The organism is Streptomyces sp. NPDC089919, from assembly GCF_040684615.1.
Classification (GTDB): domain Bacteria; phylum Actinomycetota; class Actinomycetes; order Streptomycetales; family Streptomycetaceae; genus Streptomyces.
On record NZ_JBFBGK010000004.1, the window covers coordinates 62,513 to 74,482 of the forward strand.

Below are 11,970 nucleotides of genomic sequence, written 5' to 3' on the forward strand. Positions count from 1 at the left end.
AACTCCTCAGCGCAGCTTGGGGTCGAGGGCGTCGCGCACCGCGTCGCCGAGCATGATGAACGCCAGCACCGTCAGGCTCAGCGCACCGGCCGGGTAGAGCAGCATGTGCGGGGCGTTGCGGATCTGGGACGCGGCGTTGGAGATGTCGATGCCCCAGGAGACCGTGGGCGGGCGCAGGCCGACGCCGAGGAAGGACAGCGTGGCCTCGAGGGCGATGTACGTGCCGAGCGCGATGGTGGCGACCACGATCACCGGGGCGACGGCGTTGGGCGCCACGTGCCGCAGCAGCATCCGGCCGTTGCCGGCGCCGAGCGCCCGGGCGGCCTGGACGTAGTCGTTCTGCTTGGCGGTGATCACGGAGCCGCGGGCGATACGGGCGATCTGGGGCCAGCCCAGCAGGACGATGAAGCCGACCACCGGCCACACGGTGGTGCTGGTGACCACGGACAGGAAGACCAGGCCGCCGAGGACCACCGGGATGCCGAAGAAGATGTCGGCGATCCGCGAGAGCAGGGCGTCCCACCAGCCGCCGAAGAAGCCGGCCAGGCCGCCGAGCAGGGAGCCGAGCAGGGCGGCGCCGACGGTGGCGCAGATGCCGACGGTGATGGAGGCGCGGGCGCCGTAGACCGTGCGGGTGTACACGTCGCAGCCCTGGGTGTCGTACCCGAAGGGGTGGCCGGGGGCCGAGCCCTGCTGGGACTTGGACAGGTCGCACTGGAGCGGGTCCCCGGAGGCGATCAGCTGCGGCCAGATGGCGATGACCACCAGGAAGAGGATCAGCAGCGAGGAGACGATGAAGACCGGGTTGCGGCGCAGCTGGTGCCAGGCGTCGGACCACAGGCTGCGGGCCTTCTCGTTCGGCGCGGCCGGCCCGCCCGTCCCGGGGCCCTTCTCCAGGCTCTCGGCCTCTTCGATCGCCAGGTCCATGGCGCCGCCCTGTCCGGTGGGGGCGATCGCCTCCCGGTCGCCGGGCTTCAGCGGGTCGTACGGCTCAGGCATAACGGATCCTCGGGTCCAGGACCGCGTAGAGCAGGTCGACGAGCAGGTTCGCCAGCAGGAAGACGATCACCAGGATGGTCACGAAGCCGACCACGGTGGGGGCGTTGTTGCGCAGGATGCCCTGGTAGAGCTGGTAGCCGACGCCGTGGATGTTGAAGATCCGCTCGGTGACGATGGCGCCGCCCATCAGGGCGCCGATGTCGGTGCCGATGAAGGTGACGACCGGGATCAGCGAGTTGCGCAGCAGGTGCCGGGTGATGACCCGGCGGCGGGGCAGGCCCTTGGCGACGGCGGTGCGGACGTAGTCGGCCTTGACGTTCTCGGCGATCGAGGTGCGGGTGAGCCGGGTGACGTAGGCGAGGGAGACCAGCGCGAGCACCACGCCGGGCAGGATCAGCTCGTTGAGCGGGGCGTCCGAGGAGACGGTGGGCCGTACCCAGCCCCATTTCACGCCGAGGACGTACTGGAGCAGGTAGCCGGTCACGAAGGTCGGGACCGAGATCACGATCAGGGTGAGCACCAGCAGGGTGGTGTCCACGGCCCGGCCCCGGCGCAGGCCGCTGACCACGCCGAAGGTGATGCCGGCGATGATCTCGATGACGATGGCGACCAGGGTCAGGCGCAGGGTGACCGGGAAGGCCGTGGACATCAGCTCGGTGACCTTCTGGCCGTTGAAGGCGGTGCCGAAGTCGCCCTGGAAGATCTGGCCCATGTAGTGCAGGTACTGCTTCCACAGGGGCTGGTCGAGGTACAGGTCCTTGCGGATGCGGGCGGCGGTGGCGGGGTCGGGCGCCTTGTCGCCGAAGAGGGCCGCGACCGGGTCGCCCAGCGCGTACACCATGAAGAAGATCAGGAAGGTGCTGCCGATGAACACCGGGATCATCTGGAGCAGCCGCCGGATCACATAGCGTCCCATGTTGACGCCTCCAGGGTTGAGGGGGCCCCGGCGGGCGGCGCGGAGTGCCGCCCGCCGGGCTGCGCCACTGCGAGTGGCGGGGTCAGCCGACCTTGATCTGGTCGTAGACCGGGACGCTGAACTGGTTGAGGGCCACGTCGCTCACGCGGTCGGAGTAGCCGGCGCTGCCGTTCTGGTACCAGAGCGGGATGGCCGGCATCTGCTCGGCGAGGATCTTCTCCGCGTCCTGGAACTTGCCCACGGCCTTGGCGGAGTCGCTTTCCTGGTTCGCCTCGTCGACGAGCTTGTCGAAGTCCTTGTTGCTGAACTTCCCGTAGTTGGAGGAGGCGCCGGTGTAGTACAGCGGCTCGAGGAAGTTCTGGATCAGCGGGTAGTCGGCCTGCCAGCCGGAGCGGAAGGGGCCGCTCATCTTGAAGCCGCTGACCTGGTTGCGGAAGTCGGCGAAGGTGCCGACCGGGTTGACGGTGCAGACCGGGCCCTTGCCCAGGGCGTTGTTGATGCTGTTGCAGACGGCGTCCATCCACTCGCGGTGCGAGCCGGTGTCGACGTTCGAGGTGAGGGTCATCTTGCCGCCGGGCAGGCCGCCGCCCTCCTCGATCAGCTTCTTGGCCTGGGCCGGGTCGAAGGTGCAGGCGTCGCCGCAGATGCTGTCCTTGTACCCGCCCTTGTCGCCGAGGGCCGGGGAGGTGAAGTCCTTGGCGGGGGTGCGGGTGTTCTGGAAGATCTGCTTGGTGATCTCGTCGCGGTTGATGGCCATCGAGATGCCCCGGCGGACCTTCTCCATGCCGGCCTTGCCCCAGGCGGCGTCGTAGAGCGGGAAGACCACGGTCTGGATGATCAGGGCCGGCTGGTTGATGTACCGGTCGCCGAGGTCGCTCTTGACGTTCTTGAGCTGCTGCGCCGGGACGTCGTCGACCAGGTCGAGGTTGCCGGCGATCAGGTCGGTGTAGGCGGTGTTGTTGTCGGTGTAGACCTTGAGGTCCACGCCGGCGTTCTGGGCCTTGTCGTCGCCCGTGTAGCCGTCCCACTTGCGCAGCTTCATGCCGGTGCCCTTGGTGTATGAGTCCACCGTGTACGGGCCGTTGCCGACCGGCTTGTTCAGCCAGCCGGCGTGGTCGGTGAAGAAGGCCTTGGGCAGCGGGGAGAAGGCCTGGTAGCCCAGGGTCTCGGGCCAGGTGGAGAACTTCTCCTTGAGGGCGACGGTGAAGGTCTTGTCGTCCTTGACGACCAGGCCCTTCATGGTCTTGGCCTTCGGGTCGCCGCTCTCCGGGTGCAGGTCCTCGTAGCCGACGATGTCGGAGAAGAAGGGCGAGTTGTTCTGCTTGTTGCGCACGTCCGCGCCGTAGTTCCAGGCGTCCACGAAGGAGTGCGCGGTGACCGGCTCGTCGTTGCTGAACTTCCAGCCGTCCTTCAGCGTGACGGTGAAGTTCTGCTGGTCGGTGGTGTCGATCTTCTCGGCGACCATGTCCTTGGCCTCGCCGGTCTTGGGGTCGTAGCGCTTGAGGCCCCGGAAGAGCATGTCCAGGACCTTGCCGCCCTGGACCTCGTTGGTGTTCGCCGGCTCCAGCGGGTTCTGTGGGTCACCCCAGGAGGAGCTGACGATGCCGTCGCCCCCTCCACCGCTGTCGCTTCCGCCGCCGCAGGCCGTCGCCGAGAGGGCGACGGCCACCGCACATGCGGCCCACTTCGCGTGGGTGGCTCCGCGCATGGAGTGCCTCCTATGGGGTCCCAAGACTCACTTGGCGCCAATATCACCCCAAAAGGCATCTCTCTGCACATTTTGCGCGGCTGAACGGACCCGGCGTCACCCGGCTGTCAGCGCAAGGTGATCTCCCAGGTGTCCACGGCGTAGTGCGGACGCATCCCGTGCGCCTCGTAGAGGGCGAGGGCGCCGGTGGCGTTGCGGGTGTCCACCCCCAGGCCCAGGGTGTCCCGGCCACGCCCGGCGTACACCGCGAAGGCGTGCCGCAGCAGGTACCCGCCGATGCCCCGGCCGCGGTGCTCGGCCCGCACCCCCAGGCTGCGCACCCAGCCCATGGCGGCCCGGTCGTCGCGGCTGACCAGGACGGCCACGTCGCCGTGCCCCGCCAGGGCCGCCAGCCACACCAGCGACCAGTCGGGGCCCTCGCCGCGGGTCGCGCCGAGGTCGTCGAGCCACTGCTCGTAGCTGCGCCACTGGTGGTCGAAGTGCTCCTGGAACGTCTCCATGAGGAGGGCGTGCGCGATCCGCCGGTCCGCCTCGGCGGTGGCCTCGCGCAGGGTCAGGCCCGGCGGCGGGACGGGCGCGGCGGCGTGCGGGGCCAGGCCCACGGTCATGACGTAGTGCCGGCGCACCCGCTGCCAGCCCCGGCCGGCCAGCAGCTCCAGGTCGAGGCTGGGGGCCGTGTGGAGGTTCAGGTGGACCACCGCCCGGGCCGCGCCGGCCGCCCGGGCCCGCGCCAGCGCCCGGGCCTCCAGCAGCGCCAGCAGCCGCTGCCCGGCGCCCTGGTGGTCCGGCAGGACGTAGTGGTCCCCGTCGATCCGCTCCGGGTCGCCGTCGCACCACAGGCAGGCGTACGCGACGAGCGCCCCGCCCTCGAAGGCCAGCCAGGAGTCCTCGGCCAGGTCCATCTCGGGGTGCAGCAGGTCGGCCTCGACCTCGGCGAGGTCGGTCTCCGGCCGGCCGATCTCGAACAGGTCCACGGCGTTCATCAGCGCGCAGATGTCGGACGCGTCATTGGGCCCGGCGGGCCGTACGGTCACCATCGCCCCACTGTCGGCCCCCCGCCCGGCCCCCCGCAAACCCATTTGGTGATCGCAGAGCCGTCGACTTGGCCGCCCATGGCGTCGAACGATCTCCGACAGGCAGCACCGAGCGGACGGATTCGGCCACCAAGAGATCTTTTTCGCCGAACCATAAAAAATAAGTCAAGCAATGTCCGGGAACACGCCAGAACGAAGAGCGCACCTCAGCAGATGCTCAAATACCTTGCCGCGGGCACCTCAATTTGGTGGACTCAGTGAGCCGCCACAGCGGAAACGTTATTCGACGAAGGTTCGATCAACCACAAATCGTTCAGGGTGGGGTTCATATGAATAAGAAGGTCACGGCAATTGCGACGACCGCGACTGCGGCCGGCGCCGCCGTCATGATGGCGGTCACGCCGGCTGTCGCAGCAGTAACGCCGGGCGCATCCACCATCATCGCCAAGAGCTCCACGCCGAATTCAGTCAAGAGCTCGCTCGCCGGTGATGACAGCCGCGGCCAGAGGGGATGCACAAATGCATCGTATTTCCTCGGGCGAGTGACTTACAACGTCGGCAAGGTGACCGCGACCAGTGTCGAGATCAAGAGTTTCGACCTGGAGCTGACCGGCGGCAAGACGACCCAGATCGGCGGAATTCACATCAGCCGCGGCACTGACGGCAAGCAGGTGTGGGGTGTCCCGTATAGCATCCCGAAGTACGTCCCCAACCGCTCGCAGACCAAGCGTTACACCGTAAACAAGGTTATTCCCGCCGGTGAGGCGCGAGCCAAGGCAATCTTTTTGGTGGTCAACTTCAGCACAGACATGGCCGCGTCCGGGGAACCGGTCTGGTGCTACGGCCGGGGCAATTTCGTCTTCAAGGTGCGGCCCGGCACGTACACCCACAACGAACCCGCGTAACCATCACGTGGACCGTGCAGGACACCTGCACGGTCCACGACGGCATTTCACATAACCCGAAGAGGCTCACCGAGGGGCGGCCCTGCGTCGGCGGTCAACTCCACATCACGCCTGCGGCCAGTGCGGCCATCCTGTGAGGACAGCTCTGGCGCCGCGCGCCACCGGCTCGTCTGTGAATGCAGCTGGAGGCCCATTCCGCCGACCCCGGCCACTGTCTCCTCGTACGACGCAGGGCGCCCGGTCCATGAGGACCGGGCGCCCTGCGCGTGCGCGGTGCGGTGATCAGGCCGTGTGGAGCACGTCCCGCTCTTCCGCGAAGTGGCAGGCCGACTCGTGCGCGGCGAGCGAGTCCGAGCCCTTGAAGCGCTCGGGGATCGCCAGCAGCGGCACCTCCTCGGAGCACTTGTCCTGAGCCTTCCAGCAGCGGGTGCGGAAGCGGCAGCCCGACGGCGGGTTGGCGGGCGACGGGACGTCACCGGTCAGGATGATGCGGTCGCGGTGCTCGCGGGCCTCCGGGTCCGGGACCGGGACGGCCGACAGCAGCGCCTGGGTGTAGGGGTGGGTCGGGTGGTCGTAGATCTGCGCGTCGGTGCCGATCTCCGCCATCTTGCCCAGGTACATCACACCCACGCGGTCCGAGATGTGCCGGACGATCGAGAGGTCGTGCGCGATGAAGACGTAGGAGAGGTTGAACTCGTCCTGCAGCTTCTCCATCAGGTTGACGACCTGCGCCTGGACGGAGACGTCCAGGGCCGAGACCGGCTCGTCGCAGATGATGATCTCGGGGTTGAGCGCGAGGCCGCGGGCGATGCCGATGCGCTGGCGCTGACCGCCCGAGAACTGGTGCGGGTAGCGGTTGATGTACTCCGGGTTCAGACCCACGACGTCGAGCAGTTCCTGCACCTTGCGGCGCCGGTCGCCCTTCGGGGCCACCTCGGGGTGGATCTCGAAGGTCTCGCCGATGATGTCGCCCACCGTCATACGGGGGTTGAGCGAGGTGTACGGGTCCTGGAAGACCATCTGGATGTTGCGGCGGACGGCCTTCAGGGCGCGGCCGGACAGCTTGGTGATGTCCTGGCCCTTGTAGAAGACCTCGCCGGCGGTGGCCTTCTCCAGCGTCATCAGGAGCTTGGCGACGGTGGACTTGCCACAGCCGGACTCGCCCACGATGCCCAGGGTCTCGCCCTGGTACAGGTCGAAGGAGATGCCGTCCACGGCCTTGACCGCGCCGACCTGCTTCTTGAACAGGATGCCCTGGGTCAGCGGGAAGTGCTTGACCAGGTTGCGCACCTGGAGGATCGGCTCGCCCTTGGCCACGGGCGCGCTGATCGCGGCCTCGACCGCCTCCGCGGAGACGGCGTCCTCGGTGCTCACGTCGTTCTTGATGGGCTCAGCCATGGATCGTCTCCTTCCAGAAGTGGCAGGCGCTCTTGCGGCCCGGCAGCTCGCTGCCGTCCTGCTCGGTGACCGCGCTCAGCACCGGGATGTCCGTCCGGCAGATGTCCTGGACGGCGGTGCAGCGCGGGTTGAACGCGCAACCGCTCGGGAGGTTGAGCAGGTTGGGCGGCAGGCCCTTGATCGCGAAGAGCTCCTGGCCCTTCTGGTCCAGGCGCGGGATCGACTCCAGCAGACCCTTGGTGTACGGGTGCGCGGGGCGCTTGTAGATCTCGTGGACCGGGGCGGTCTCGACGATCCGGCCGCCGTACATGACCGCGATCTTGTCCGCGACGTCGGCGACCACGCCGAGGTCGTGGGTGATCAGGATCAGGCCCATGTTCATCTCGCGCTGGAGCTCCGCCAGCAGGTCCATGACCTGCGCCTGGACGGTGACGTCCAGGGCGGTGGTGGGCTCGTCCGCGATGATCAGGTCCGGCTCCAGGGCCAGCGCCATGGCGATCATGATGCGCTGGCGCATACCGCCGGAGAACTGGTGCGGGTAGTCGTTGACCCGGGCCTTGGCGGCGGGGATCTTCACCCGGTCCATCAGCTCGATGGCCTTGGCCTTCGAGTCCTTGCGGGACATGCCCTCGTGGACGCGGAACATCTCGCCGAGCTGGTAGCCGACGTTGAGCACCGGGTTGAGCGAGGAGAGCGCGTCCTGGAAGATCATCGCGATCTTCTGGCCGCGGATCTTCCGGCGCTCCTCGTTGCCCATCTTGAGCATGTCCTGGCCGCGGAAGAGGATCTCGCCCTGCGGGATCTTGCCGGGGGGCATGTCGAGGATGCCCATGATGGCCTGGGCCGTCACGGACTTGCCGGAGCCGGACTCGCCGAGGACGGCCAGGGTCTCGCCGGAGTCCACGGTGTAGTTCACGCCGTTGACGGCCTTGGCGATGCCGTCCCGGGTGTGGAACTCCACGTGCAGGTCGCGGACTTCGAGGAGCGGGCCCTCGTGGGACGCCCCGTCACGGGGGGCGGGGACCGTCGCGGTCTTGTCGATGGTGGTCATGTACGCCCTCCTCAGCGCAGCTTGGGGTCGAGGGCGTCGCGCACCGCGTCGCCGAGCATGATGAACGCCAGCACGGTGAGGCTCAGCATGCCCGCGGGGAAGAACAGCACGTGCGGGGCCGTACGGATGACCTGCTGGGCCGACGAGATGTCGATGCCCCAGCTGATCGTCGGGTCCTGCAGGCCGATACCGAGGTAGCTCAGCGTGGCCTCGGCGCCGATGTAGCCGCCGAGCGCGATGGTCGAGACGACGATCACGGGCGCGATGGCGTTCGGCACGATGTGGCGGAGCATGATCCGGCTGGTGCTCGCGCCCAGGGCGCGGGCGGCGGTGACGTAGTCCGCCTCCTTGGCGATGATCACCGCACCGCGCATGACGCGGGTCATCTGGGTCCAGCCCAGGAAGGTCATCGCGAAGACGACGGTCCAGATGGTGCGCTCGGCGAAGGCGTTCAGGATGACCAGCGAACCGAGCAGCAGCGGGATGCCGAAGAAGATGTCGGTGATGCGGGAGACGACGGTGTCGACCCAGCCGCCGAAGTAGCCGGCGATCAGACCGGTGATGCCACCGATGATCGTGACGGCAGCGGTGACGCAGATGCCGACCGTGATCGAGGCGCGGGCGCCGTAGAGCATCCGGGCGTAGATGGAGCGGCCCTGGCCGTCGTAGCCGAACCAGTCGGGCTGGAAGAGGTGACCCCAGCTCGGCGTGGTCAGGTAGTGGTTGCGCAGGTCACCGGCGCGGGGGTCCGCGGAGGTGAACAGGCTCGGCACGATCGCGATGGCGATCAGCAGCACGATCAGGAACAGCGAGATCACGAAGACCGGGCGGCGGCGCAGGTCGCCCCACGCGTCCGACCAGAGGCTGCGCGCCTTGTCGTCCTTCTTGGCCGGCGTCGAGGCGGCCTGCTCGGTCACGTCCGTGGCCTTCTCAATGGTGTCAGGCATACCGGATCCTCGGGTCCAGGACCGCGTAGAGCAGGTCGACGATCAGGCTCGAGATGAGGTAGACGACGACCAGGACGGTCACGAAACCGACCACCGTCGCACCCTCCTTGCCGTTGATGGCGCGGTAGAGCGCGTTACCGACGCCCTGCACGTTGAAGATGCCCTCGGTGACGATGGCGCCGCCCATCAGGGCGCCCAGGTCCGTGCCGAGGAAGGTGACCACGGGGATCAGCGAGTTGCGCAGCAGGTGGCGGCCGATGATCCGACGGCGCGGCAGGCCCTTGGCCACCGCGGTGCGGATGTAGTCGGACCGCATGTTCTCGACGATCGACGTACGGGTCAGTCGGGCGACGTACGCCAGCGACAGCGAGCCGAGCACGATCGCCGGCAGCATCAGCTGGTTCAGGTCCATCGAGTCCTGGACGGTGGGCGTGACCCAGCCCAGTCCGTCGGCGAACACCGTCTGCAGGACGTACGCGAGAACGAAGATCGGCATGGAGATCACCAGCAGGGTGACGACCAGCACGAGCTTGTCCATGATCTTGTTCCGGCGCAGGCCGGCGAGGACGCCGAGCGCGATGCCGAGGACGAGCTCGATGCTGAAAGCCAGCAGGGCGAGCCGGACGGTGACGGGGAGGGCCTCACCCATCACATCGGTGACCTGACGGCCGGACATCGTCTTGCCGAAGTCGAACTGGACCAGGTTGACGATGTAGTCGACGTACTGCTTCCACAGCGGCTGGTCGAGACCGAGTTCGTGCTTGATGGATGCGAGCTGGGCGGGGTCTGCCGCCTTGTCGCCCCACATGGCTCGGACGGGGTCGCCCGGAAGGGCGTACACCATCAGGAAGATGAGCAAAGTGGTCCCGAGGAATACCGGGATCATCTGGAGCAGTCGCCTCGCGACATAACGCCCCATGGTGCCTCCATTGGTGGTCGGCGCGACAGCGGCCGGACCGCTCCCCCGAGAGTGGGGGGAGCGTCCGGCCGCTGTCGTCAAACTGCCTGCTCCGCGGCGCGGAGCGTGAGGGGTGGGCCGGTTGCCGACCTGATTACTTCTGCTTGACCTCGACCTGGGTGAACACCGGGTCACCGAAGGAGTCGTAGGTCACGTTCTGGACGTTCTTCGACCAGCCGGCGTTCGTCTTGTAGTACCAGAGCGGGATGGAGGGCATGTCCTTCGCGAGGACGGCCTCGGCCTGCTGGTACAGCTCGGTGGTCTTGTCGACCGAGGTGGCCTTGTCGGCCTCCTTGGCGAGCTTGTCGAACTCCGGGGACGAGTACAGCGAGTCGTTCGCCGAGGCGCCCGTGCCGTAGATGTCGCGCAGGAAGTTGGCGTTCAGCGGGTAGTCCTGCTGCCACGCGGAGCGCATGATGCTGGACACCTTGTGCTTGTCGATGATGTCGCGGGCCGTCTTGAAGTCGGCCTTCGGGTCACCCGAGCACTCGACGCCGGTGGACTGGCGGATGGAGTTGCAGACAGCGTCCACCCACTCCTTGTGGCCGCCATCGGCGTTGTACAGGATGGTGATCTTGTTGTTCGGAACGCCACCACCCTGCTTGATGAGGTCCTTCGCCTTGGCGGCGTTGAAGGTGCAGGCCTCGCCGCAGGCACCGGCCTTGTAGCCGGCGACACCCGGGGCGACCCAGGAGTCGGCGGGCTGGCGGGAGCCCTGGAGCACGGTCTTGGTGATGGTGTCGCGGTCGATCGCCATCGACAGGCCCTTGCGGACCTGGGCCTTGTTGACGCCCTGCCAGTCCTTGTTGTACATGGCGAAGGCGATGGAGGTGATGCCACCCATCGGCTGGTCCACGGCGCGGTCGCCGAGGTCGGCCTTGTACTTGGGCAGGTTGGTCGGGTTCACCTGGTCGAGAACGTCCAGGGTGTCCGAGGTGAGCTCCTTGTAGGCAGCCTCGGCCTGGATGTAGTTCTTGAAGACGATGCCGCCGTTCTTCGGCTTGTCGTCGCCCTTGTAGCCGGGGTACGCGGCCAGCGTGACGGCCTTGTTGTGCTCCCAGCTGACGAACTTGTACGGGCCGTTGCCGATGGGGGCCTGGCCGTACTTCTTCGGGTCACCGAAGAACGCCTTCGGCAGCGGCGAGAAGGCGGTGTAACCGAGCTTGTACTGGAAGTACGAGACCGGCTGGATCAGGTCGATGGTGAACTCGGTGTCCGAGACGACCTTCAGACCGGACATCTTGTCGGTCTTGCCGTTGCCCTTCTCCGGGTGCACGTCGGTGTAGCCGGCGATGTCGGCGAACCAGTTCGAGTTGATCTGGTTGTTCTTCGTCGCGGCGGACCAGTTCCAGCTGTCCACGAAGGAGGCAGCGGTGACGGGGGTGCCGTCGTGGAAGGTCCAGCCCGACTTGATGGTGACCTTGTAGTGCTGGGCGTCAGTGGTCTCGATCTTCTCGGCCATCTGGTTGCGCAGCTTGCCGGTCGCCGGGTCGTAGTCCAGCAGACCGCGGAACAGGTTCTTGATGATGCGGCCGCCACCGACCTCCATGGCGTTGGCCGGCTGGAGCGGGTTCTGCGGCTCGCTGCTCTGGTAGCTCCAGACGCCCTTCGCGTCGACAGCACCCTTGGCGTCGCTGCCCTTGTCGTCCCCGCCACCACAAGCCGTAGCGGCCAGAGCGACGACGATCGCGCCCGCAACCAGCTTGGCGCTCTTGGCACCGCGCATGGGTTTCCTCCTCATGAGTCCACTGATCAACATGAGGGGCACAAGTACGCGGCCGACACCCCTGACGGCCCCGAGACAGTGCCCCGAGTGTGCTCGTGAGTCGGCGCTCCCCACAGCGCGTGACCCATTGACCCGAGCTCAATGGAGCCATCCTTAAGGACGCCCTGTCCGTTAACCACACTTAAAGGGTCTCGTTTTCACAACATCAACAGCTCTCAAAACCCGAAATACGGACAAAGGGAGCACAGACAGACACGCGCGAAACGGACGGTTAGCACACGTTCCGGAGTGTGACGGTCGGAATCCGGACACCGGAGCGCAACAATCC

General features: G+C 67.2%; 10 protein-coding genes. 1 reads left to right on the forward strand and 9 read right to left on the reverse strand.

Annotation, left to right across the window (positions count from 1 at the left end; translation table 11 throughout):
• Positions 1 to 6 precede the first annotated feature (6 nt).
• From AB0O40_RS03090 to AB0O40_RS03105, 4 genes are all read right to left on the reverse strand, one after another.
• Positions 7 to 999, reverse strand: a complete 993-nt coding sequence (locus AB0O40_RS03090) for an ABC transporter permease (protein WP_365035026.1) — start codon at positions 997 to 999, stop codon at positions 7 to 9.
• Positions 992 to 1,915, reverse strand: coding sequence for an ABC transporter permease (locus tag AB0O40_RS03095; protein WP_365035028.1), 924 nt, complete (start codon positions 1,913 to 1,915; stop codon positions 992 to 994). Before AB0O40_RS03095 ends, AB0O40_RS03090 begins: the two co-directional genes overlap by 8 nt.
• Positions 1,916 to 1,997: 82 nt before the next feature.
• Positions 1,998 to 3,623, reverse strand: coding sequence for an ABC transporter substrate-binding protein (locus AB0O40_RS03100; RefSeq protein WP_365035030.1), 1,626 nt, complete (start codon positions 3,621 to 3,623; stop codon positions 1,998 to 2,000).
• A 107-nt stretch (positions 3,624 to 3,730) separates the two neighbouring features.
• Positions 3,731 to 4,660 carry a GNAT family N-acetyltransferase gene (locus AB0O40_RS03105; RefSeq protein ID WP_365035032.1) on the reverse strand — a complete coding sequence of 310 codons (930 nt, stop codon included), beginning with the start codon at positions 4,658 to 4,660 and terminating at the stop codon, positions 3,731 to 3,733.
• A gap of 326 nt (positions 4,661 to 4,986) precedes the next feature.
• Here AB0O40_RS03105 and AB0O40_RS03110 point away from each other — a divergent pair, with 326 nt between their 5' ends.
• A complete protein-coding gene (locus tag AB0O40_RS03110; protein ID WP_365035034.1) occupies positions 4,987 to 5,562 on the forward strand; it encodes a hypothetical protein in 576 nt (191 codons plus the stop codon).
• Positions 5,563 to 5,844: 282 nt separating this feature from the next.
• Here AB0O40_RS03110 and AB0O40_RS03115 read toward each other — a convergent pair whose 3' ends face one another.
• The 5 genes from AB0O40_RS03115 to AB0O40_RS03135 all read right to left on the reverse strand — a co-directional run bounded on the left by AB0O40_RS03115 (position 5,845) and on the right by AB0O40_RS03135 (position 11,642).
• The gene (locus AB0O40_RS03115) at positions 5,845 to 6,960 is read right to left on the reverse strand and encodes a dipeptide ABC transporter ATP-binding protein (RefSeq protein ID WP_365035036.1); all 1,116 of its coding nucleotides are present in this window, start codon (positions 6,958 to 6,960) and stop codon (positions 5,845 to 5,847) included.
• Positions 6,953 to 8,011: an ABC transporter ATP-binding protein gene (locus AB0O40_RS03120; protein WP_365035038.1), complete on the reverse strand. Its 1,059-nt coding sequence runs from the start codon at positions 8,009 to 8,011 to the stop codon at positions 6,953 to 6,955. The genes AB0O40_RS03115 and AB0O40_RS03120 overlap by 8 nt, the downstream gene beginning before the upstream one ends.
• 11 nt (positions 8,012 to 8,022) lie before the next feature.
• On the reverse strand, positions 8,023 to 8,958 hold the full coding sequence (locus AB0O40_RS03125; RefSeq protein WP_365035040.1) for an ABC transporter permease: 936 nt from the start codon (positions 8,956 to 8,958) through the stop codon (positions 8,023 to 8,025).
• Positions 8,951 to 9,877: an ABC transporter permease gene (locus tag AB0O40_RS03130; RefSeq protein WP_365035042.1), complete on the reverse strand. Its 927-nt coding sequence runs from the start codon at positions 9,875 to 9,877 to the stop codon at positions 8,951 to 8,953. The genes AB0O40_RS03125 and AB0O40_RS03130 overlap by 8 nt, the downstream gene beginning before the upstream one ends.
• Positions 9,878 to 10,010: 133 nt before the next feature.
• Complete coding sequence (locus tag AB0O40_RS03135; RefSeq protein ID WP_365035044.1) at positions 10,011 to 11,642, reverse strand: ABC transporter substrate-binding protein; 1,632 nt, start codon at positions 11,640 to 11,642, stop codon at positions 10,011 to 10,013.
• Positions 11,643 to 11,970 lie beyond the last annotated feature (328 nt).